Annotated in this window: 25 protein-coding genes; 17 read left to right on the forward strand and 8 right to left on the reverse strand. The window is 64.4% G+C overall.

The annotated features are described in order from the left end of the window. The first annotated feature begins 27 nt into the window (after window positions 1–27). From uvrA to IWW33_RS25590, 4 genes are all read left to right on the forward strand, one after another. The gene (uvrA, locus tag IWW33_RS25575; protein WP_196914426.1) at window positions 28–2,544 is read left to right on the forward strand and encodes an excinuclease ABC subunit UvrA; all 2,517 of its coding nucleotides are present in this window, start codon (window positions 28–30) and stop codon (window positions 2,542–2,544) included. 123 nt (window positions 2,545–2,667) lie between these two features. Next, a complete protein-coding gene (locus IWW33_RS25580) occupies window positions 2,668–4,317 on the forward strand; it encodes an MFS transporter (RefSeq protein WP_046787639.1) in 1,650 nt (549 codons plus the stop codon). Then, the gene (locus IWW33_RS25585) at window positions 4,314–5,447 is read left to right on the forward strand and encodes an HlyD family secretion protein (RefSeq protein ID WP_174141522.1); all 1,134 of its coding nucleotides are present in this window, start codon (window positions 4,314–4,316) and stop codon (window positions 5,445–5,447) included. Before IWW33_RS25580 ends, IWW33_RS25585 begins: the two co-directional genes overlap by 4 nt. Before the next feature lie 128 nt (window positions 5,448–5,575). Further along, complete coding sequence (locus IWW33_RS25590) at window positions 5,576–6,208, forward strand: hypothetical protein (RefSeq protein ID WP_174141521.1); 633 nt, start codon at window positions 5,576–5,578, stop codon at window positions 6,206–6,208. Window positions 6,209–6,243: 35 nt separating this feature from the next. On the opposite strand, the gene IWW33_RS25595 is transcribed toward IWW33_RS25590, so the two are convergent. After that, the gene (locus tag IWW33_RS25595; protein WP_046787642.1) at window positions 6,244–7,119 is read right to left on the reverse strand and encodes an AEC family transporter; all 876 of its coding nucleotides are present in this window, start codon (window positions 7,117–7,119) and stop codon (window positions 6,244–6,246) included. Window positions 7,120–7,651: 532 nt separating this feature from the next. Here IWW33_RS25595 and IWW33_RS25600 point away from each other — a divergent pair. The 6 genes from IWW33_RS25600 to IWW33_RS25625 all read left to right on the forward strand — a co-directional run bounded on the left by IWW33_RS25600 (window position 7,652) and on the right by IWW33_RS25625 (window position 12,410). After that, the gene (locus tag IWW33_RS25600; RefSeq protein WP_174141520.1) at window positions 7,652–8,944 is read left to right on the forward strand and encodes an MFS transporter; all 1,293 of its coding nucleotides are present in this window, start codon (window positions 7,652–7,654) and stop codon (window positions 8,942–8,944) included. A gap of 112 nt (window positions 8,945–9,056) precedes the next feature. After that, a complete protein-coding gene (locus IWW33_RS25605; protein WP_174141519.1) occupies window positions 9,057–9,368 on the forward strand; it encodes a hypothetical protein in 312 nt (103 codons plus the stop codon). Between the two features lie 48 nt (window positions 9,369–9,416). Next, a complete protein-coding gene (locus IWW33_RS25610) occupies window positions 9,417–9,968 on the forward strand; it encodes a YbhB/YbcL family Raf kinase inhibitor-like protein (protein WP_174141518.1) in 552 nt (183 codons plus the stop codon). Window positions 9,969–10,012: 44 nt separating this feature from the next. Next, window positions 10,013–10,684 carry a class I SAM-dependent methyltransferase gene (locus IWW33_RS25615; RefSeq protein ID WP_174141517.1) on the forward strand — a complete coding sequence of 224 codons (672 nt, stop codon included), beginning with the start codon at window positions 10,013–10,015 and terminating at the stop codon, window positions 10,682–10,684. 200 nt (window positions 10,685–10,884) lie between these two features. Next, a complete protein-coding gene (locus IWW33_RS25620) occupies window positions 10,885–11,721 on the forward strand; it encodes a bifunctional allantoicase/(S)-ureidoglycine aminohydrolase (protein WP_012314347.1) in 837 nt (278 codons plus the stop codon). Between the two features lie 89 nt (window positions 11,722–11,810). Then, window positions 11,811–12,410: an START domain-containing protein gene (locus IWW33_RS25625; RefSeq protein WP_046787646.1), complete on the forward strand. Its 600-nt coding sequence runs from the start codon at window positions 11,811–11,813 to the stop codon at window positions 12,408–12,410. A gap of 6 nt (window positions 12,411–12,416) precedes the next feature. Here the strand turns inward: IWW33_RS25625 and sodC are convergent, their stop codons facing one another. After that, entirely contained in the window at window positions 12,417–12,932 is a 516-nt protein-coding gene (sodC, locus tag IWW33_RS25630) for a superoxide dismutase family protein (RefSeq protein WP_046787647.1), read from the reverse strand. Window positions 12,933–13,138: 206 nt separating this feature from the next. Here sodC and IWW33_RS25635 point away from each other — a divergent pair, with 206 nt between their 5' ends. The 3 genes from IWW33_RS25635 (at window position 13,139) to IWW33_RS25645 (ending at window position 15,822) form a co-directional block, all read left to right on the forward strand. After that, a complete protein-coding gene (locus IWW33_RS25635) occupies window positions 13,139–14,056 on the forward strand; it encodes an AEC family transporter (protein WP_046787648.1) in 918 nt (305 codons plus the stop codon). 48 nt (window positions 14,057–14,104) lie between these two features. Next, the gene (locus IWW33_RS25640) at window positions 14,105–14,716 is read left to right on the forward strand and encodes a cell wall hydrolase (protein ID WP_046787649.1); all 612 of its coding nucleotides are present in this window, start codon (window positions 14,105–14,107) and stop codon (window positions 14,714–14,716) included. A gap of 254 nt (window positions 14,717–14,970) precedes the next feature. Further along, window positions 14,971–15,822, forward strand: coding sequence for a CAP domain-containing protein (locus IWW33_RS25645; RefSeq protein WP_119688967.1), 852 nt, complete (start codon window positions 14,971–14,973; stop codon window positions 15,820–15,822). Here the strand turns inward: IWW33_RS25645 and IWW33_RS25650 are convergent. Beyond that, window positions 15,789–16,784, reverse strand: coding sequence for a helix-turn-helix domain-containing protein (locus IWW33_RS25650; RefSeq protein WP_119688966.1), 996 nt, complete (start codon window positions 16,782–16,784; stop codon window positions 15,789–15,791). The two genes, IWW33_RS25645 and IWW33_RS25650, sit on opposite strands and share 34 nt — an antisense overlap. Window positions 16,785–16,890: 106 nt before the next feature. On the opposite strand from IWW33_RS25650, the gene IWW33_RS25655 reads away from it, so the two are divergent. From IWW33_RS25655 to IWW33_RS25670, 4 genes are all read left to right on the forward strand, one after another. Beyond that, window positions 16,891–17,502 carry a LysE family transporter gene (locus IWW33_RS25655; RefSeq protein ID WP_174141515.1) on the forward strand — a complete coding sequence of 204 codons (612 nt, stop codon included), beginning with the start codon at window positions 16,891–16,893 and terminating at the stop codon, window positions 17,500–17,502. A 98-nt stretch (window positions 17,503–17,600) separates the two neighbouring features. Further along, entirely contained in the window at window positions 17,601–17,954 is a 354-nt protein-coding gene (locus IWW33_RS25660) for a cupin (protein WP_115274980.1), read from the forward strand. A gap of 41 nt (window positions 17,955–17,995) precedes the next feature. Further along, complete coding sequence (gene alkB / locus IWW33_RS25665; protein WP_046787656.1) at window positions 17,996–18,640, forward strand: DNA oxidative demethylase AlkB; 645 nt, start codon at window positions 17,996–17,998, stop codon at window positions 18,638–18,640. Window positions 18,641–18,753: 113 nt separating this feature from the next. Continuing rightward, entirely contained in the window at window positions 18,754–19,476 is a 723-nt protein-coding gene (locus IWW33_RS25670; protein WP_115274981.1) for a ribonuclease, read from the forward strand. Between the two features lie 90 nt (window positions 19,477–19,566). On the opposite strand, the gene IWW33_RS25675 is transcribed toward IWW33_RS25670, so the two are convergent. From IWW33_RS25675 to IWW33_RS25695, 5 genes are read right to left on the reverse strand one after another with little or no spacing between them, the layout of a single operon-like run. Beyond that, window positions 19,567–20,418 carry a CsgG/HfaB family protein gene (locus IWW33_RS25675; RefSeq protein WP_046787657.1) on the reverse strand — a complete coding sequence of 284 codons (852 nt, stop codon included), beginning with the start codon at window positions 20,416–20,418 and terminating at the stop codon, window positions 19,567–19,569. Between the two features lie 33 nt (window positions 20,419–20,451). After that, entirely contained in the window at window positions 20,452–20,865 is a 414-nt protein-coding gene (locus IWW33_RS25680) for a curli assembly protein CsgF (RefSeq protein ID WP_012314333.1), read from the reverse strand. After that, window positions 20,862–21,269 (reverse strand): curli production assembly/transport protein CsgE, encoded by a 408-nt coding sequence (gene csgE, locus IWW33_RS25685; protein WP_115274982.1) that lies wholly within the window; start codon window positions 21,267–21,269, stop codon window positions 20,862–20,864. Before csgE ends, IWW33_RS25680 begins: the two co-directional genes overlap by 4 nt. Next, window positions 21,266–21,793 (reverse strand): type II secretion system protein, encoded by a 528-nt coding sequence (locus IWW33_RS25690; protein ID WP_046787659.1) that lies wholly within the window; start codon window positions 21,791–21,793, stop codon window positions 21,266–21,268. Before IWW33_RS25690 ends, csgE begins: the two co-directional genes overlap by 4 nt. Next, a complete protein-coding gene (locus IWW33_RS25695) occupies window positions 21,768–22,142 on the reverse strand; it encodes a type II secretion system protein (protein ID WP_039601767.1) in 375 nt (124 codons plus the stop codon). Before IWW33_RS25695 ends, IWW33_RS25690 begins: the two co-directional genes overlap by 26 nt. Window positions 22,143–22,144 lie beyond the last annotated feature (2 nt).

Below are 22,144 nucleotides of genomic sequence, written 5' to 3' on the forward strand. Positions count from 1 at the left end.
GGCTTGCCCCCCGCGAAGGAAAGCCCCATGCCACCACGCCACCCCACCCCGCCAGGCTTCATCCGCGTACGTGGCGCCCGTGAGCATAACCTCAAGAACATCGACGTCGACATCCCCCGCGACGCCTTGGTGGTATTCACCGGCGTCTCTGGCTCAGGCAAGTCCTCGCTGGCCTTCTCCACCCTCTACGCCGAAGCCCAGCGCCGCTACTTCGAATCGGTCGCGCCCTATGCCCGGCGCCTGATCGACCAGGTCGGCGTGCCGGATGTCGACGCCATCGAGGGCCTGCCGCCAGCCGTGGCCCTGCAGCAGCAACGCGGCACCCCTAGTGCACGCTCGTCGGTGGGTAGCGTCACCACCCTTGCCAGTTCGATCCGCATGCTCTACTCCCGCGCCGGCAGCTACCCGGCGGGCCAGCCGATGCTGTATGCAGAGGACTTTTCGCCCAACACGCCCCAGGGCGCCTGCCCCGAATGCCATGGCCTGGGCCGGGTCTATGAGGTGACCGAGGCGACCATGGTCCCCGACCCGTCGCTAACCATACGTGAAAGGGCGGTGGCAGCCTGGCCAATGGCCTGGCAGGGGCAGAACCTGCGCGACATTCTCGTGACCCTGGGCTACGACGTCGACATTCCCTGGCGTGAATTGCCTCAAGAGCAACGCGACTGGATCCTCTACACCGACGAGACACCCACCGTACCGGTGTACGCCGGCCTCACCCCGGCGCAGACCCGCACCGCGCTCAAGCGCAAGCTCGAACCCAGCTACCAGGGCACCTTCAGCGGTGCCCGGCGCTATGTGATGCACACGTTCATGCATTCGCAGAGTGCGCAGATGCGCAAACGGGTCTCCCAGTTCATGCGCCCCAGCCCTTGCCCGCTGTGCCAGGGCAAACGCCTGAAGCGTGAAGCGCTGGCAGTCACCTTCGCCGGCCGCGACATCGGCGAGCTGTCGCGCCTGCCGCTGCAGGCACTGGCCGAGGTGTTGCGCACAGTGGCGGCACCCGGTTACCTGGAGCAGCATGAAGACACCCTGACGCTGGAAAAACGCCTGGCCGCACAGCGCATCGCCCACGAGTTGCTGGAGCGCATCGCGCCGCTGATCGACCTGGGGCTCGGCTACCTGGCCCTGGAGCGCAGCACACCGACGCTTTCTTCCGGCGAACTGCAGCGCCTGCGCCTGGCCACCCAGCTCAACTCGCAGCTGTTTGGCGTCATCTATGTGCTCGACGAGCCGTCAGCCGGGCTGCATCCGGCCGACAGCGAGGCGCTTTTCGAGGCGCTGCAGCGGCTAAAACAGGCGGGCAACTCGGTGTATGTGGTGGAGCACGACCTGGACACCATGCGCAGGGCCGACTGGCTGATAGATGTCGGCCCTGCGGCGGGTGAACACGGCGGCCAGGTGCTTTACAGCGGCCCGCCACCGGGCCTTGCACAGGTTGCGGCGTCGCGCACCGGCGCCTACCTGTTCGCCGGGCAACAGCCGGCCAGCCGCACACCACGCCCGGCGCAGGCCTGGTTGCGGCTTGAAGGCATTACCCGCAACAACCTGCGTGAGCTCAGTGCGCAGTTTCCGCTGGGCTGCTTCACCGCGGTCACTGGCGTTTCCGGCTCGGGCAAGTCGAGCCTGGTCAGCCAGGCCTTGCTGGAGCTGGTGAGTGCACACCTGGGCCATGCAGTACAGCCGGCCGAGGCCGAGGAACAGAGCCTTGAAGACGCGCCCGAGCAGCCCAGCAGCGGGCGCGTGAGCGCGGGGCTGGAGCGCATCAAGCGGCTGGTGCAGGTCGACCAGAAACCCATCGGCCGCACGCCACGCTCCAACCTGGCCACCTACACCGGGCTGTTCGACCATGTGCGCAAGCTGTTCGCCGCTACCGAGCAGGCCAAGGCCCTTGGCTTCGATGCCGGGCGCTTCTCGTTCAACGTCGCCAAGGGCCGCTGCGCGACCTGCGAGGGCGAAGGCTTCGTCAGTGTCGAGCTGCTGTTCATGCCCAGCGTCTATGCGCCCTGCCCGACCTGCCACGGCGCACGCTACAACCCACAGACTCTGACCGTGACATGGCAAGGCATGACCATCGCCCAGGTGCTGCAATTGACCGTCGACCAGGCGCTTGAAGTGTTTGCCGAACAGCTCCCGGCCCGGCGCTGCCTGCAGGTGCTGCAGGACATCGGCCTGGGCTACCTGCGCCTGGGCCAGCCGGCCACCGAGCTGTCCGGCGGCGAGGCGCAGCGCATCAAGCTGGCCACCGAACTGCAGCGCACCGCCCGCGGCGCCACGCTGTATGTGCTGGATGAGCCCACCAACGGCCTGCACCCGCAGGACATCGACCGCTTGCTGGTGCAGCTCAACCGCCTGGTCGACGGCGGGCACAGTGTGGTGGTGGTCGAACATGACATGCGCGTGGTAGCGCAGAGCGACTGGGTGATCGACATTGGGCCGGGGGCTGGGGATACGGGGGGCACGGTGGTGGTGAGTGGTACGCCTCGGGATGTGGCGGGGTGTGCTGAAAGCCGCACAGCCGAGTTTCTGGCCAGAGCCCTATAGCGCCTGTACTGGCCCTATCGCCGGCAAGCCGGCTCCCACAAGTACCCCGCTGCTCTAAAGCTCAGCGCAAACCCAGTGAGAGCCGGCTTGCTGGCCGTAGGGCCTGTGGGTACAGTCTGCGCCATGGATAAATACACCCCTCACCAGTGGCTCCCGCACGAAAAGCCGAGCCTGCCCGGTTCCCCTTCCACGCCCTTGCATACCCCGGCCAAACGCCTGGCCTTCGGTGTGGTCGGCCTGCTGGTGGCGATCACCGGCGGCCTGGGCAATGCGCTGGTCACCGCCAACCTGGTGTTTCTGCAGGGTGCCTTGGGCGCAACCACCGCAGAAATGGCCTGGCTGCCTGCCGCCTACGTGATGACCAACGTGTCGATCAACCTGCTGCTGGTCAAGTTTCGCCAGCAGTTCGGCCTGCGCGCCTTCACTGAAGTGTTTCTGGTGCTCTATGCACTGGTCACCTTCGCCCACCTGTTCGTCAACGACCTCAACTCGGCTATCGCCGTGCGGGCCGCCCACGGCATGGTGGGTGCCGCGCTGAGTTCGCTGGGCCTGTACTACATGATCCAGGCGTTCCCGGCGCAGTGGCGCCTCAAGGCCATGGTGCTGGGCCTGGGTGCCTCGCAGCTGGCCCTGCCGCTGGCGCGGATTTTCTCCGAAGACCTGCTGCAAATCGCTGAATGGCGCGGCCTGTACCTGTTCGAACTGGGCCTGGCGCTGGCCGCGCTGGGTTGCGTTCTGCTGCTCAAGCTGCCCCCGGGCGACCGCTTCAAAACCTTCGAGCCGCTGGACTTTCTGACCTTCACCCTGATGGCCGGCGGCACCGCCCTGCTGTGCGCCGCCCTGTCGCTGGGGCGCATCGAGTGGTGGCTGGAGGCGCCATGGATCGGGGTCGCCCTGGCAGCGTCGATCGCCCTGGTGTTCAGCGGCCTGGCCATCGAGCACAACCGCCAGAACCCGCTGCTGATGACGCGCTGGCTGGGCAGCGGCGCGATCATCCGCCTGGGCTTGTGCGTGATCCTGATCCGCATGGTCACCTCCGAGCAGTCCACCGGCGCCGTGGGTTTTCTGCAAGTGCTGAACATGGGCAGCGAGCAGATGCGCACGCTGTACTGGGTGATGCTGCTCGGCGCGGTGGCGGGCCTGGCCAGCAGCGCGCTGACCATCAGCCCCAACCACCTGGTGCTCCCGCTGTTGATCTCGTTGCTGGCCATGGCCACCGGGGCGTTCATGGACAGCAGTTCGAGCAACCTAACGCGGCCGGCGCAGATGTACCTGAGCCAGTTCCTGCTGGCCTTTGGCAGTACCTTCTTCCTCGGCCCGTCCATGGCCCTGGGCATCAGCCACGTGCGCGCCAACCCGCGCAACCTGGTGAGCTTCTCGGTGCTGTTCGGCATCTGCAACAACCTCGGTGGCCTGATCGGCGCCGCGCTGCTGGGTACCTTCCAGACCTGGCGCGAAAAATTCCATTCCAGCCACCTGGTCGACCGCCTCAGCTACCTCGAACCGCTGGTCAGCGCCCGCGTGCAAAGCGGCGGCAGTGGTTATGCCGGCATCCTCGCCGACCCGGCCCTGCGCAGCGAGGCCGGGCTGCGCGTATTGGCCAACGCGGCCACGCGTGAGGCCAACGTCATGGCCTACAACGATGTGTTCATGCTGATCGGCAGCATCGCTATCCTCACCATGATCTGGATTTGTATCCGCGGTTCCTGGCTGTGGTACACAGCCCGCCAGGCCGCTTCACCCGACTCCACCAGCGGTACTGCCAACCGATGACCGACCAAACCCGCACAACCACCACCACTGCCCTTGCCGAAACCCCGGAAGGCGCCACACCGCCCAGCGAACCGACCAGCCCGGTACGCACGCGACGGGTGCGCATCCTGTCTTCGGTCATGTTCGCCTGCGTGGCCCTGGCCGGCATCCTGCTGGTGCTCTATGCCTGGCGCCTGCCGCCGTTCGGCAGTGCCATCGAAAGTACCGAAAACGCCATGGTTCGCGGCCAGGTCACCATCATCGGGCCGCAATTGAGCGGCTACGTGGTCGATGTGCCTGTGCATGACTTCCAGTTCGTCAAGGCCGGCGACTTGCTGGTGCAACTGGACGACCGCATCTACAAACAGCGCCTGGCCCAGGCCATCGCCCAACTGCAACAGGAGCAGGCGGCGCTGGCCAACAACCTGCAGCAGCGCAATAGCGCCGAAGCCACCATCGCCCAGCGCCAGGCCGCCATTGGCGATGCCAAGGCCCAGGCGGACAAGGCCCGCGCCGATCTTGGCCGCAACCAGGCGCTGGTCAGCGATGGCTCGGTGTCGCGCCGCGACCTGGACGTCACCCGCGCCAGCCAGGCTGCTGCCGTCGCCACCCTGGCCCAGGCCAAGGCCGCGCTGGCCATCGCCCGCCAGGACCGCGAGACGGTCATCGTCAACCGCGCCGCGCTAGAGGCCTCGGTTGAAAACGCCAAGGCGGCCGTGGAGCTGGCCCGCATCGACCTCGACAACACCCGGGTCACTGCGCCGCGTGATGGCCAGCTTGGGCAGATCGGCACCCGCCTGGGCGCCTACGTCAACTCCGGCGCACAACTGATGGCGCTGGTGCCCGATACCGTGTGGGTGATTGCCAACATGAAGGAAACCCAAATGGCCAATGTGCGCATCGGCCAGCCGGTGACCTTCACCGTGGACGCCCTCAACCACCTGAAGCTGCGGGGCCATGTGCAGCAGATTTCACCGGCCACAGGCTCCGAGTTCGCCTTGCTGCAGGCCGACAACGCCACCGGCAACTTCGTCAAGATCGCCCAGCGGATACCCGTGCGGATCACTGTCGATGCCGACCAGCCAGCGGCGAGGCGCCTGAGCCCGGGGATGTCGGTGGTGGTGAGTATCGATACCCGTGATGAAAAATGACTGGCCCCGCGCTGGGTGAATCTGAGAACCGCGTCGAGATGCCGTCCTGCCACGATTGCGCCGCTCTAGCCCGTGGGTTCTAATTCTGACCCACCGGTTTTATCTTCGCCATCCAAGGACGCTTGATCATGTACAGGAAGCTCGTACCGCTGGCGCTGCTGGCCACTCTGGCCGGCTGCTCGGACACCACGGACACCAGCGAAACCCATTTCCAGAAAGCAGCGCAGGCCTACCTCGACACCCAGTACCCCCATTGCTTCTTGGTCACATCTTTCCCCGCCAAGACCCAGGACTTCGATACCAACGGCACCAACAAGGCGCTGCATGCGCTGGCGCAAGTCGGCGTGGTCAGCGAGAAGGAAATCTCCCGCACCGAAGTGCCGGAACGCCTGTGGCAGCCGGCACGCACCGACATCTATTACGCCTACGACCTTACCGCTGAAGGCCGCAAGTACTACAAGGCCGATGCGCAGAAGATGCTCAACGGCAGCACCCGCGGCGGGCTTTGTTTCGGCAAGGCGCAGGTCACTGCGATCGAGCGTTTCACCGAGCCGGGTGAAGTGATGGGCCAGACGATTTCCAACGTCACCTATGCCTACACGATCACCGGCCTGCCAGCCTGGGCGGCTAACAACGAAGTGCAAGCGAACATCCCCCCGCTGCGTGAGGCCGTGGCCACCAACCAGACCCCGGCCACGGAGACACGGGCGATGGTGCTGACCAACAAGGGCTGGGTGCACGAGCGCCTGTTTGATAAATGAGGGTGCCTACCGGCCCTTTCGCGGGGCCGGTCCCGTCATAGCCACCAGGCCAGCACCAGCGGTAACCAGGCAAACGACAGCACTGTCGAGCACATCACCAGGTTGGCCACCTGCTCCGGCTCACGGTTGGCGCGCACTGCCATCAGGTAGTTGAACACCGCCACCGGCATGGCCGACTGCAGCATCAGCACCGCGCGCTCCATCTGCTCCAGCCCCAGTGCCATGCCCACTGCCCAACCCACCGCCGCCCCCAGCACGATGCGCAGGCCGCCCAGCACCAGGCCGCTGCCAATGTGCTGCGCGCGGATGCTCGCCAGCGATACACCCAGGGTCAGCAACATCAGCGGGATCGACATGCCACCGAGCAGGTCTGCCGTGTTGGCCAGCCAGCGCGGCAGCTCGAAGTCCAGGAAGATGATCGGCATGGCCCCAGCCAGGCTGATGACGATGGGGTTGCGCAACAGCGCCTTGAACGAGGCCGCCGTACCGGCGATGGCCATGCCGAGGGTGAACTGCACGATCGACAGGGTAAGGAAGAACGCTACCGCCAACGCCAGCCCATGCTCGCCGAAGGCGTACAGGCTGATGGGCAGGCCCATGTTGCCGGTATTGGGGAACATGAACGCTGGCATCAGCACGCGCCAGTGCTGGCCCGAGGCGCGACACACCAGCCAGCCGCCCAACGCCATCGCCAGCGTGCACAGCAGGCAGGCCATTGCCATGCTGGTGAAGGCTGCCGGGTCCAGCTCGGTGCGGCTGAGGGTCGACAGCACCAGCGAAGGGGTGCCCACCGTCATGACCATGCGGGCGACGAACGCGGTGGGGTAGTCCAGGCCCTTGCGGGCCCAGGCGTAGCCGATGCCGGCGACGATGAAGACAGGGGCCAGAACGGCGAACAGTGAAGCGAGCATGGGGTGGGCCTTCCTTGGAGCGTTTGGGCGACAGTATGCCGCAGCCTTCAACATCGCGGGGTTGCTTTGCAGCCCTATCGCCGGCAAGCCGGCACAGGGACAGCAGTATGCTTGGGATCACGCTGTCGGGGTGGGAGCTGGCTTGCCAGCGATTGGGCTGCAAAGCAGCCCCACACAATGTCGGCTCCAGACACGAAGCCGAAGTATTCCGACCTGCGGCGTCCTGTCGCACTCTACACCCCCTTGGGCAAACCCCTCGCAGGCCGTAGAATCGCGCCTCCTTTTCGCCCGTCGCCTTGAACGGTGGCAACCGGCAGCAACGACAGAGTCCGTGCCTGAGCACATGCCCGTCCATGTGAAATAGGCTCAACCGACCCCGCCCGGCCCAGCTCTTTGTGCGGCCAGCGGTTGAGTCTTGCCCAGGTCGCATCCAGCCCAGGCACACCCGTGCAGCCTTGCGGCCCTCATTGGGCCTGTTTGGCGTGCGCGTTCGAAAAGGCGCTCCCAACCGCCACTCCAACTTGAGGTTTGTATGTCTGCGCGTTTGCTGGCCATGGCGCTGGCGCCCCTGCTCGGGCTTTTCATCATTGCCCTGGGCAACGGTTTCATGTCTTCCCTGACTACCCTGCGCCTTGGCGCTGCCGGTGAATCGGCAACGATGATCGGTATCGTCTCGTCGAGCTACTTCCTGGGCCTGACCCTGGGCGCGATCTTCAACGACCGGCTGATCCTGCGCATCGGCCATATCCGCGCCTACTCAAGCTTCGCCGCGCTGATCGCCGCGACCATCCTGCTGCAGGGCCTTTTCTACGACACCACCTGGTGGTCGATCCTGCGCCTGATCAACGGCTGGGCGGCGGTCGGTGTGTTCCTGGTGATCGAGAGCTGGCTGCTGCTGGCGGGCGACGCGAAAATCCGCGGCCGGCTGCTGGCCCTGTACATGATTGCCTTCTACGGCGCCGGGGTGATTGCCCAGGCCGGTTTGGGCGAAATCACTCACCTGGGTGACAGCGCTCCGTTCATGCTGGCCGGCATGCTCGCCGCGTTGTCGGTGCTGCCGATCGTGATCCTGCCGCGGGTATCGCCGCTGCTGGACCAGGTCGAACCGTTGAAGCCGCGCCAGTTGCTGGGTGTGGCGCCTTCCGGGCTGGTCGGCTGCTTCGGCTCAGGCGTGGCCATCGCCGGGATCTACGCCTTGCTGCCGCTGTACCTGCAGCGCATCGGCCTGGACGTGGGCGAAGTCGGCAACATGATGGCCTGGGTGATCCTCGGCGCCATGCTGCTGCAGTATCCGGTGGGGCGCTGGTCCGACCGCAAGGACCGCCAGGATGTGCTGATCGCCCTGGCAGCGCTTTGCGTGGTGCTGTCGCTGATCACCGTGTTCCTGCCGTCGCAGTCATCGTTGCTGCCGGTGATGCTGTTCCTGCTCGGTGGTGGGGTGTTCACGCTGTACCCGGTGGCGGTCAGCCATGCGGCCGACCGGGCCCCGTCCGATGCGCTGGTGCCGATGATCCAGGGCCTGCTGCTGATCAACTCGCTGGGTTCGGCCATGGCCCCGCTGGCGATTTCGCCGGCCATGACCGAGTTTGGCGAGGCGGGGCTGTTCTGGGCCTTTGCAGTGGTCAACCTGGGCATGGTGTGCTTTTTCCTGTGGCGCCGGGGCAAACGCCCGGCGGCGGAGCACCCGGCACCGTTCACCGCCTCGACCACGTTCTCGCCGACTGGCGCCGAATTACGGGTGACCGAAGACCTGAAGCAGGCGGCGCAGGAGCACCCGCCGCTGGAGCCGGCAGAGGCGCAGGCGCCAAGCGTCAACGCACACTGAACCCAGGGGGCTGCCGGGCAGCCCTCTATGGTGACCGCCCGTCGCCCCAAGGGCACCCCGCAATCACCGGCCAGCCAAACGAATGACAGATCATCCGCACAGGAGATTCGCCATGATCCGCATTCGTCCCCTCCCCCTGCTCCTCACGCTCGCCCTGGGCCTGGGCTCGGCAACCAGTTTCGCTGCTTCCGATACCTCGAACACCAATACCGACACCTACCCGAAAACCGACCAGCAAGGCGGCAAGACTGCCGGTGAGGGCAGCAGCGTCAACAGCCCCGGCAGCAGCCAGGACAACGACAGCGCCGACACCGGCGGCGATGCGGCCGATGGCGCCGCAGGCGGCTCCAACAGCACTGGCGAAGCAACGGGGTCTGGCGCCGGGCATACCGGTGGCACTGCCGAGGACCAGGACAGCCGCTGAAGGCAGCCTGGGCTACACTGCGGCGAATCGCCCTGCCAAGGAATCGCCATGAACCTCAAACCCTGGCTGTTCGCCGCGCTGCTGCCTTGCACTGTACTGGCCGCGGGCAGCGGCTCCGGTGCACTGTCGATCAGCTCGTCATCCTTCACCGATGGTGGTGTCATCGCCCTGCAGCAGGTCGGGCCCGACCCGGCCTGCGGTGCTGGCGAGCAGCGTTCCCCGCAGTTGAGCTGGACGAACTTGCCTGCCGGCACGCGCTCGCTGGCCTTGGTGATGTTCGACCCGGACGGCGGCAAGGGTATCGGGGTGGTGCATTGGGTCGCTTATAACATCGACCCTGAACTGGGTAGCCTGGAAGAAGGCAAGTACGCCTTGACCACCAAGGGTGTGACCGTGGGCCGCAATTCGCGCGGCACCCTCACCTACCGTGGGCCGTGCCCGCCAGCCGGGGATAACCCGCACCACTACGCGTTGACACTGATAGCCACTGACATACCCATCGGCGTATTGCCCGATGGGCTGGACCGCAATGGTCTGATGGAGTTGCTGCAAGGGCATGCGTTAGGTGCGCAGAGCCTTGTTGGCAAGTATGGACATTGAGGTGGTAAGCACCGGTCTTTTCGCAGGCAAACCCGGAGGCCACCATGCCCTCACCTGAAACAGCCCTGCGCCTCAGCTGGCAGCAAAACGCCAAAAGCTGGATCGAAGCCGTGCGCAGCGGCGCCATCGAAAGCCGCCGGCAAGTCACCGATCAAGCCATCCTTGTGGCCATACTCGGCCGCCAGCCCGAACATGTTCTCGACCTGGGCTGTGGTGAAGGGTGGCTGCTGCGCGCCTTGGCCGAGCGTGGCATCGACGCCACCGGGGTGGATGGCGATGCTTCGCTGGTCGAGGCGGCACGGGTAGCCGGCTCGCCACAGGTGCACCTGGCAAGCTATGAGCAGCTGTGCAATCGCGCGGTGGAGATTGGCAGCGGTTACGACCTGATCTGCAGCAACTTCGCCTTGTTGCAACAAGACATCATCCCCCTGCTGGCGGCGCTTGGCGCACTGCTGGCACCCGGCGGTGCGCTGGTGATCCAGACACTGCACCCCTGGAGTGAGGCGCACGGTGATTACCAGGATGGCTGGCGCGAGGAATCGTTTGCCGGTGTTGCCGGCAAGTGGCAGCCGATGCCCTGGTACTTCCGCACCCTGGCCAGCTGGTTGAACGCGCTGGAAATGGCAGGTTTCAGGTTGGCGAGCCTGCAGGAGCCGCAACACCCACAGAGTACAGGGCCGCAGTCATTGCTACTGGTGGCTGAGCGGGTTGATTGACTGTGCCGACAGCCCGGGGGAAACCCTGGGCAAGGGCAAGCACAGCGTAGCGGCCTGGCATTCAGCAACCAAATACCGAGCATTCCAACATTTAATTTGTGGATGTGTGGGGCTGGCCCCTATGCTGTCAGTGCATCCCCTGCACGCACCGGCCGGTGTGGTCCAAGGCATGGGGAGAGAACAACAAGTCGAGATCGTTCATGTCGAATCACTCCTACTTCGCCCCCCACGGTGGGCACCCGGCTCAAACCGAGCTGCTGACTGACCGTGCCATGTTCACCGAAGCCTATGCCGTCATTCCCAAAGGCGTGATGCGTGACATCGTCACCAGCCACCTGCCGTTCTGGGACAAGATGCGCATGTGGGTCATCGCCCGCCCACTCACCGGCTTTGCCGAAACCTTCGCCCAGTACATCGTCGAAGTGGCCCCGGAAGGCGGCAGCGAGCGTCCTGAACTGGACCCCAATGCCGAAGCCGTCGTATTCGTCGTCGAAGGCGAAATCGACATCACCGTCGAAGGCAAGCACCACACCCTGGGCCAGGGCGGTTACGCATTCCTTGCCCCGGGCGCCGAGTGGAGCCTGCGCAACAACAGCAAGTCCAACGTCACCTTCCACTGGCTGCGCAAGCACTACCAGAAGGTTGAAGGCCTGGATATCCCTGAGTCGTTCGTTACCCACCGCGACAACGCCACCGTCATCGAAATGCCGGGTACCGAAGGCCGCTGGGTCACCACCCGCTTCGTCGACATGGCCGACATGCGCCACGACATGCACGTCAACATCGTGACCTTCCAGCCGGGCGGTGTGATTCCGTTCGCTGAAACCCACGTCATGGAACACGGCCTGTACGTGCTGGAAGGCAAGGCGGTCTATCGCTTGAACCAGGACTGGGTTGAAGTGGAAGCGGGCGACTTCATGTGGCTGCGCGCATTCTGCCCGCAAGCCTGCTACGCCGGCGGCCCAGGCAAGTTCAGCTACCTGCTGTACAAAGACGTGAACCGTCACGTGCACCTGACGCTGAACCCGCAGCGTTAAGGCCTGAATGCTGTAGCAGAGCCCGCCACCTGGCGGGCTTTGTGTTTGCCGCACATACTCAAGGGCCTACCCACTTCGCGGTGCACGCCATGAACCGCAGTACCCTGTTTGCTGCCCTGTTGGCCTTCACCTGCGTGCAAGCTGCTGATGACTGGAGCCTGGCTTACGACCGCGAAGGCATTCGCGTGTACCTGCGCGGCGTGACCGGCTCACCCTATCAGCAGTTCCGCGGGGTCAGCACCATGCAGGCCAGCGTGCGCACCCTCACCGACCTGCAGGAAAATCTACGTGTCGCCTGTAAATGGCTGTATGCCTGCGCGCAGATGCGCCTGCTGGAAGTCGCGGGCGACAGCACCTGGGTCTACCTGACCACCGACTTGCCATGGCCTACCCTGCCGCGCGACGTCATTCTCAAAGTCACCAGCGAACGGCTCGACGACGGCACCCTGGTACGCCACTTGAGTGCCGAGCCGAACAAGTTGCCGGAGCAGCCGGGGCTGATCCGTGTGCAGCACCTCAGTGGCGAGTGGGTCATGAAGCCGCTGGGCGAGCGCACGACCGAGGTCACTTATCAGCTACAGGCCGATCCGGCCGGGGATGTGCCAGGCTGGCTGGCCAACCGCTTCGTGGTGGATGCGCCGGTAGTGACGCTGCGCACTCTTCGGGCTGTGGCCGAGCGCCAGCCTTGAGGCAGCCTACTGAACCACCCCGCAAGCGACCCGTGCACCGCCGCCACCGAGCTTCTCGGGGTGGTCACTGTGGTTGTCGCCCCCTGCATGCACCATCAGCGCGTGCCCTTTGAAGTCCGAAGCCTTCAGGCGTGGCGCCAGTACCGGGTAGGTGGCCTTGCCATCTGCGCCCACATACAGCGCCGGCAGGTCGCCGCGGTGGCCGCTATCGTCGTAAGGGCCCTTGTGTGCATTGGTCGAGTCCGGATCCCAGTGGCCGCCCGCTGCACCTGCAGGCACAGGTTTGCCATTTTCCTCGGCAGGTGCGCAAGAAGGCTTCTGGTGCAGGTGGAAGCCGTGCACACCCGGTGGCAAGTCTTTGAGGTCCGGGGTGAGCACGGCGCCGTACTTGCTCTGCTCGATGCTGACGGTGCCGATCACTTTGCCCGGGCCGTCCGCGGCGGCCAGCTTCAGTTCCACGGTCTGCGCTGCCTGGGCGAGGCCGGCCGAGGCCAGCAAGGCGCTGAATACCAGTGCTTTCATGATGTATCTCCATGGTTTGAGGTGAGCGGGTGTCATACCCACATAACAGGTGGGACTGCACAGGTTGGCAGGCATTCAATCCAGCCACAGAATGAAATACTTCCTACCGGAACCGGTCAGCGTACTCTGCAAAGCCCAAATAAGCGTTTTTACCAACCCGCCAGCCGCGCTAACCTGTGGCCGTTACCCGGCCACGGATCCCGCCCATGCTCCACCTCCTGCTGACCACGCTGGCTCCCATCATCCTGCTGATCGCCCTGGGCACATTTTTGCGCGTACGCGGTTTTCTGGCTGAAACCTTCTGGCCTGGTGCCGAGCGCCTGAGCTACTACGTGCTGCTGCCATCGCTGTTCCTTCATGGCCTGGCCACCGCCAACCTGGACGGGGTGCCGGTGCTGGGCATGGTCGGCGTGCTGATGCTCTCTACCTTGCTCGGCGCCGCGCTGCTGGTGCTGTATCAAGGTGCGGTGAACCACGATGGCGCAGACTTCACCTCGGTGTTCCAGGGTGGCGTGCGGTTCAACAACTATATTGGCGCCACCCTGGCCGCCGGGCTCTACGGCAGTGCGGGCATTGCCCTGGCGGCGGTGGCGAACGCCGCCATCGTGCCATTGGTGAACCTGCTTTGCGTGCTGGTGTTCGCCCGTTTCAGCGCACGCCACAGTTCCCCGGTCACCGTGCTGCGGGCGATCTTCGCCAACCCGTTGATCGTGGGGTGTGCTGGCGGGCTGCTGCTGCGCGTCACCGGGTTGGGGCTCCCTGCCGGCATCGAGCCAACAGTCAAGGCGCTGGGCCAGGCCGCCCTGCCCCTGGGCCTTTTGTGTGTCGGCGCAGCACTGGGCGGCGCCAGCGTCGGCCAACAGGTACGCCCGCTGCTGGCGGCTTCGACGTTCAAGTTCCTGGTCATGCCGCTGACCACCTGGGGCCTGTGCCGCCTGCTCGGCCTGAGCGGCCAGGCGGCGGTGGTGGCGGTGCTGTTCCAGGCATTGCCTACAGCATCGTCGTCCTATGTCATGGCGCGGCAAATGGGCGGCAACGCACCGTTGATGGCGACCATCATCGCCTTGCAGACCGTGGCCGCCGCGGTGACCCTACCCTTGATGTTAATGCTTTCGCTCAATTGAAAACGCTTGGCTAGACTGAGGATCAGCAAACACTTCGGAACCTGGACCATGCGCCTATCGTGGATGGTGATCGGCTTCACCTCGGCCCTGCTCGCAGGCCCATTGAATGCCGCCGACACTGCCAAGGCCACTGTTGCCGAGGAAAAGGCCGAGGTGCTTGAAGAGAAGGTGGCCGACGATGCGCCAGCACCGAAAAAAGCCGAAACCCTGACGCCCAGTGAAGTCAAGGCAGTCGACCCCGCAGGCCAGGCGCCGCTGGACGACAGCATCACCTGCCTGGCACGCACGATCTACTGGGAAGCCAAAGGTGCCGATGAAAAAGACATGAGCGCTGTGGCCAGCGTGGTGCTCAACCGCCTTGGCAAGGACGGTTTCCCCAACACCATCTGTGGTGTGGTCAAGCAAGGGGTTGAAAGCAAGTCCTGCCAGTTTTCCTGGTGGTGTGACGGGCGCTCCGACCAGGTCGAGGAGCCGCAGCGCTACGACATCGCCAAGGAGATCGCGCGCAAGGCGCTCAACCAGCAGCTCAAAGACACCACCGGCGGCGCGCTTTACTTCCATGACCGCACAGTGCGCCCCGACTGGGCCAAAGCCTACCGCAGGACCGCCCAGACAAGGCTCTTTCTGTTCTACAAACCCAACCCGGCGTTGGCGCGCTGAGCCGGGTGACTGTTGCGCAGCCCCTGACACCGGCGAACGTTTGCACACAGCGCGCAGTCAAACTCAAGCCCCGACAATGATGGGCAACGCATCGCACTTTTCAGGCAACCCGCGGTCTACCACCTCTTTTGTCGCCTGCAAGCCATTGCTGGTGTTTTGTTTTCATTGCTTTGCACGACACCGGGCCAAAAGCCTTGGGCTTGTGTAGGATGAGCAGCGCATACCAAGACGCTGCCAGTCACAGGGAGATCCACATGCGCGTCCTGTCATCCGTTGCCGCCTTGTCGTTAAGCCTGGCCGTTTCGACTTCGAGCCTGGCTGCCAACGGCGAAGAGGCGCAACTGATCGATTCGATCAATGCCTACCGCAGCCAGGCCCAACCCTGCGGCGATGGAGCATCGCTCGAGCTGCCGCCGCTCAACAGCGACACCCGCCTGGCGCTGTCGCCCGAAGGTACGCGCGACCTGCAGCAGGCCATGACCCGCGCGGCCTACCCCATGGTCAACGTACAGGCGATCAGCCTGTCCGGCCCGCGCGACGCCCGCGCCGCGATGCATGCCATCCAGGAAAGCTTCTGCCAGGTGGTGCTCGACCCGCAGTTCGTCGACATTGGCGTCAGCCAGGAAGGCCGCGACTGGCGCATCGTACTGGCGCGCCCATTGCTCAGCGGGCGCCTGGGCGACTGGCAGGCAGAGGGGCAAAATGTGCTGCAGGCGATCAACGCTGCGCGCAAGGCCCCACGACAATGCGGCGGCCAACCCTTTGCCGCAGCACCCGCGCTTGGCTGGAGCACCGTGCTGGCGGGGGTGGCGGCCAACCATACAAGGGCCATGGCCAACCAGAATTTCTTCGACCACATCGACCGCGACGGCCGCACGCCGGGTGACCGTGCCGAACTGGCCGGCTACCTGTACCAGCAGATTGGCGAGAACATCGCAGCCGGGCGTGACTCGGCACAAAAGGTGGTAGATGGCTGGCTGGCCAGCCCTGGGCATTGCGCAACCTTGATGAACCCAGACTTCCGCGAAATAGGGGCTGCCTATGCAGTGGACCCCAAGAGCGATGCGGGCATCTATTGGACGGCGTTGTTCGGCACGCCGCAATGAGCCGCCTTGCGCAGCGCCTGCGCGGTGCAACCAAAGCGCTGTCGCACGCGCCTGCCCAGGTAACTGGCATCTCCAAGCCCTACTTCCTCGGCAATCTGTGCCAGGCCATGGCTGGAGTTGCACAGCCGCCAGCGGGCCTGTTGCAGGCGCATTTCCAGCCACCAGGCCTTGGCGCTCATGCCGTGGCTGGCCTGGAACTGGCGGTCCAGTTGCCGCCGGCTGATCCCCAGCTCTGCCGCCAATCGCTCGATGGACAGGCGCGCCCCCATATGGTGGCGCATCAACGCCAGCGCGCGCTGCACCTGGCGCCCCTGCCCTGCGCCGGCCTCCAGCGAGCGCAGGGCATGGCGGCTGTCACGGGTCTCATCCACCAGCATGTCGGCCAACCCCTTGAGCGCGCGAGCGCGGCCACAGGCCTCTGACAGCAGCGCCACCGCCAGGTCGATGGCTGCCGTGCCACCGGCGCATGTAATACGGGCCCCATCGATGCAGTACAGCTGCTCGCGCAGTACCTGAAGGTGCGGGAACAATGCGCGGAACTCGGTTTCGTGACGCCAGTGCACAACCACCCTGTGCGCCTCCAGCAAACCACAGGCCGCCAGCAGGAAAACCGCGTTGTCGACGCCGACCAATTTCACCCCAGCCCTGGCTGCGCGCTTGAGCAGGCTCTTGTAGCGAGGAGCCAACCCGGCAGTTGCCTGCGCGTTGCGGCTGCCGAACAGCACCAGGTAATCGAAACCCTCCAGCGCCAGCGAATCGGTAATCGCCGCCACCTGCACCACCGCGCCGCTGCTGGAAACCACAGGTTCCCCGGTCAGCCCGCCGAGTGTCCAGCTGCAGTAGCGCTGGCGGCTGTAATCTTCGTCATCGGCGCTGAAACGCAGCTTGTCCAGAAATGCGCCAAAGGGCAGCAACGCGAAATCCGGCAAGGGCAGGATCAGCAGGCGAATATCGGGGGCCATGCGAGGATGTCCAGAAAGTACCTTCGAATGTCCAGATCATACCCTGCCCCAGCCACGCCGTCGCTTAGACTGGACACCTGAACACTGATCGAAAAAGGCGCGTTGCATGGCTCTGGATACCTGGCTCATTTACCTGCTGGCAAGCATCGGCCTGTCGCTGACCCCAGGGCCGAACAGCTTACTGGCGTTGACCCATGGCGCGCTGTATGGCGCTCACCGTACCTTGTTCACCATCGTTGGCGGTGTGTTCGGCTTCAGCGCGCTGATCGCCCTAGCCATGTTCGGCCTGACGGCCCTGCTGCAAACGTCAGCGGCATTGCTGACGGTATTGAAGTGGGTAGGTGGCGCCTACCTGGTGTGGTTGGGGATTACGCTCTGGCGCAGCCCGGCCTTGCACCTTGAAATGAACACGCGCCCCGCAAAGCTGAGCAATGCCGGTCTGTTCCGCCAGGGCCTGCTGTCGGCCATGGCCAACCCCAAGGTGCTGCTGTTCTATGGCGCATTCCTGCCGCAGTTCATCGACCCGCAGCGCGGCTTGCTCATGCAGTTTGTGCTCATGGCCGCCACCTTCGCCAGCGTGGAGTTCGTAGTCGAATACCTGCTGGCTCGGTTGGCGTTCCGTATCAGGCCTTGGCTGGCCAAAGCTGGCAAGGGTTTCAATCGGTGCTGCGGGGGCTTGTTCGCGTTGATCGGAGTGGCGTTGCCGTTCGGCCGATAAATCTCAGAAAATCCCTACATTCGAGATAGGTGGTCAAGAAGCGCGCGACCTTTCGATCCAGTCCATAGTGAAATACCTCCCATACAGCGAGATGCGCTATGACACCTGCCAACGTGCTGACCACCCTCCCACCGTGTGACCCTGCCACACCGGAACGGGTCGATGACCTCCTGCAACGCCCGGGCCTGCGTATCGAGCGCATTGTTTCAAGCGGCCAGTGCAGCCCTGCCGGGTTCTGGTACGACCAGCCCGAAGGCGAATGGATCGTGCTGTTGAGCGGCAGTGCCGGCCTGCGCCTCGAGCATGAAGCCTACACACGGCTGCTGGCGCCGGGTGATTGCCTGGACATCCCGGCCCATTGCCGCCATCGCGTGGAATGGACCGCACAAGGCACCCATACCGTGTGGCTCGCCGTGTTCTATAGCAGTGAAAAACCCTGGCCTGCCTGCTGAGCGGGTTAGAATGGCCACACACATCCCTCGACATCACGACCATGATCCAGTCCGATCTCGACCTGTTCGGCCCCCAGCCACAACGGCTGGCCAGCCACACCGTGCTGTTGCCCGGCTTCGCCCTTGCGCAAGTCGAGCGGCTGCTCGACGCTCTGCGCCCTGTGCTTCGCGCAGCCCCCTTCCGGCACATGCGTACGCCTGGCGGGCTGCACATGGCGGTGGCCTTGACCAACTGCGGTTCGCTGGGTTGGGTCAGCGACGCCAAGGGCTACCGATACAGCCCGACCGACCCAGCCAACGGCGAACCTTGGCCAGCCCTGCCTGAAGCTCTGCTTGACCTGGCCGGGCGTGCTGCGGCCGCGGCAGGCTTCGACGCGTTCGTACCTGATGCCTGCCTGGTCAACCACTATCTGCCCGGTACCCGCCTGAGCCTGCACCAGGATCGCGACGAAGCGGACTTCGGCCAGCCGATCGTGTCGGTATCTCTGGGGTTGCCGGCGGTGTTCCTGCTGGGTGGTTTCCAGCGCTCGGACAAGACCCGGCGAATAGCGTTGAGCCATGGCGATGTGCTGGTCTGGGGAGGTGAGGACCGGTTGCGCTTTCATGGCGTACTGCCGATCAAGCCGGGCGTGCATCCGCGGATGGGTGAGCGGCGGATCAACCTGACTTTGCGCAAGGCGGGGTGATGCAGTCAAATAGCCACCCGACATTTTTGCCAGTAGACGCGCGCCCTCCTGTTCCCGGTTAATTGGGCTGACGCCGCCACTACCAGAGCGGCCTCGTTCAAGGGAGTGAACCCATGCGCATGTTGATCACAATCCTGCTAGTGCTGACCCTCTTCGGGGCAAGCCGCGTCATGGCGCTCGATGCCAATGAAGAGGCCTATGCCGATGCGCCGCCCGCCAAGTACCTGGTCTACTCCGTCACTTGGCAACCAACTTTCTGCATCATGCGGCCCTCAACGCCAGGCTGTGACCAGGCACCGCAACGCTTTCTCACCCACGGTGTCTGGCCCTACAGCGAAAGCATTGGCAACCTCACCAATCGTCACCCCCAGTACTGCACCAAGTCCCCTGACTGCACCAACGGCGAAGCCTGTGCAATGAGGGCCGATGAGATGAGTGCAGTGCTTGCCAACAAAGCCCTGCGGGACATCGTTACCCGCGAGCCCAAGGGTATGTTGGCGCATGAATGGCAAAAACACGGCACCTGCTCGGGCAAGGATATGCAGGCGTACTTTCAGGACTTCGTCGACTTGAGAAAGGTGGTCAGTTTTGACAATGACGCGTTCCAGGCGATGGTAGGGCACGCTACCGAGTTTTCGAAGATTCGCGAGGTCTTCCCTGAGAACACGGCGTTCAGATGTTACCGGGATAAGCAGGGTAAGCAGTACCTGCATGAGGTGTTCTACCTGATCGACGAAAAAGGGAACCCGTATAGGGACGAAACCAACCTGCAGATCGGCGTTCAGTGTGAAGCGCAGAAAACATGGATCCCGGAGCCTGCCAAGGCGACGTCCTGAAGGCAGGCTGTACGTGGACAAGGATGGCACCTCGAGGTACAGCGCGCTCGGACGCCGCTGTACCGGCGAGGGACGATCTCGTCTCCATGGTCATTGCGCCTGAGACTGGCTCAGGTACTTGTCCACCCCAGCCTTGCCATCCCCTGCATCCCCCGCCACCTGCCACAACCGCCGCTCGATCCCCTGTGCCAGCAAATGCCCTACCGCCGACTCGATAGCCGACAGCACGCACAACTGCGCGGGTTCGTTGGTGGTGTAGCCCACTTCTGCTTCGAGCAGCTTCTTGAACTCGATGAACTTGAACACCCCGGCGCTACGCCCCACCGAGTAGATGGTCTTGCTGGTCATCACGTTGGCCAGTACCTGCCCGGTGCGTACGTCCACCGCCCGCAGGTTGACCGTGACCTGATCGACCCGGTACTCGCGGGAGATGTCGATGCCCAGGTAGCGTGCCCCTTCCCCGCCGCTGCGCACATTGGTGTCGTAGGCGATGATGCCGCCTTCGAGCATCAGGTTGGCCGCTTGCAGCGGCGGCAGCTCGGTCTGGATGTTCTCCGGTACGTCGGCCTTTTTCTGCGAGGCGCGGATGATCTTGCGTTCGGTCAGCAGGTTCTGCAGGCCTTCACGCTCCAGCACCACGAACCAGCCGCTGGCATTGAGGGCATCCATCAGCATGCTCGCCGCCCCTTGGGTGACACTGGTGGAAAACGAGCTGGCCGGGGTCGGCTTGTATTGCCCGGTCTGGTCGCGGAAGCCATACACCACCGCCATCAGCCGGCCCTTGGGGCGTGGCATGTTGATCAGGTCGTAGTAAGTCGACGCGCGCGGGGTCAGGGTCGGGCTTTCCGAGTCCTGTTCGGCCGACATCGGTTCGCGCAGGCCGCAACCTTGGAGGCCTTGCAGGGCGGCGAGGATCAGCAAAGTGCTCAGCAGACGTTTCATGGTGTTCTCTCCCCAGATAACAACCCGTCCCTCTCAGGGGTTCAGGCCGCTGACCTCAATGATCGAAATTTCTCCTGTGACGCGGTCGGTGACCTTGATGCTCAGGGCACCGGAGTCATCGATCACATCGATCAGGAAGGCATCGGTGGCCATGCTGCCGGTCTGGCCATTGCTGATGTTGTCCAGCAACTGCGACAACATCCGCGACTCCAGCTGGTTGCTGAAGCGCTCCAGGGCCGAGGTACCGCCAAAGGCGGAGGTGCGGTCCTTGAGGTCGGGGTCGTCATAGTCGTTCTGCGCCTGGGCATTGTTCAGCAACCAGGTGCCGTTGAGCGGGTTGCCACCGAACGCCGGGTTGACCGGGGTGTACACCAGCTCCGTGGCCTGGGCGGTAACGGCGCAGGCCACGAGACAGGCGGCGATGCAGTGGGGTATACGCGTGTTCATAGCTCGTCCCTCTCCAGATCAGTGGTGTCTTGCAGCAGGCGTTGCAGCTTGCGTTGAATCACCTCCTGCTTGACCAGGTCGGCGGCCGCGATGGCCTCTTCTTTCAGTTGGGTGACGTTGGGTGGCAGAAAGCGGCGGTACAACACGTCGCGCTCGAACTCCACCGTGATCAGGCTGCCCCAGCGGGCATCCGGGCGTTCTCGCACCACCAGGTTGAAATCCAAGCGGCTGGTGGCGCGCAGGCGGTCGGCAAAGTAGTAGTAAAAGTCGTGGCCGATGTGCGAGATGGTGTTGTCGACGATAAAGCCCTTCATCTCGTCTTCGGCATCGGCCTGCGCCACATCGGATACCCCGGCGGCCAGCAGCAGGCCAAGGCTCAGGCAAAACACGTTCAGGCGTTTCATGGCGCGTCCCCCGGGCTGCTGTGGGTCTGTGCGCCACTGGCGCTTTCGTTGAAAGCCTGCTCGGCGACGAACTGCCAGTCGCTGTAGTGCTCGAGGCCTTCGAAGCCGGACCACTGCGTGTCGAAGCCGCTGCGTTTGAACGGGGTGGCGTCGGAGCGGCTGTGCACCCCGGTGATACGCCCGTCGATCGAACGCAACAGCCCCCATTCATCACTGCCGGTGACCGGGTCCGGGTACAACCGGCGGATGTGCCGTTTCGGCTCGGGAAAACGGTTGTCCTCAAGCAGGTCGGCCAGCGCCTGCGGGTACTGCGCCAGGCCTGGCGAAGCGCGGTAATAGCTGCGCAGTGCCTGGGCATACTGGCCACCCACCCACAGCAACTGACGCTCCTTTTCGCGCTGCGCCGCGCTGGACCACAGCGTGCCGCTGGACGCCAGGGCCACGCTGCTGGCTGCGATCAGCAGCAATACACCCAGGTAGGTGAAGCCGTTGCAGGCCTTACCATTGTGCGAAGTGGCTGCCATCACGTGCCCTCCCTGTCGCACCGCTCTTGATGTCGGCCACGCCTCCGGCCACCCCTTCTGGCGGCGGCACCAGTTGCCAGGCATCACCGCGTTCGGTAATCGGGTCGATCGGGGTGTTGCGCAGGTAGCGCTGCTCGACCAGTTGTTCCAGCGAGTCGGGGTAGCGGCCGGTGTCGCCGTAGTAGTGGTCCAGCGCCTCACGCAGCACCGCCAGGCTCTGGCGCAGGGCAGCCTCACGGGAGCTTTCCAGGCTGTTGAAGTAACGTGGCATGGCAATGGTCATCAGCGTGGCGATGATCGCCATCACCACCAGCAGTTCGATCAGGGTGAAACCTCGGCTGCGTTTCATGG

Origin of the sequence: Pseudomonas sp. M2, from assembly GCF_015751845.1 — a bacterium.
In the GTDB taxonomy this organism is placed as follows: Bacteria; Pseudomonadota; Gammaproteobacteria; order Pseudomonadales; family Pseudomonadaceae; genus Aquipseudomonas; species Aquipseudomonas putida_E.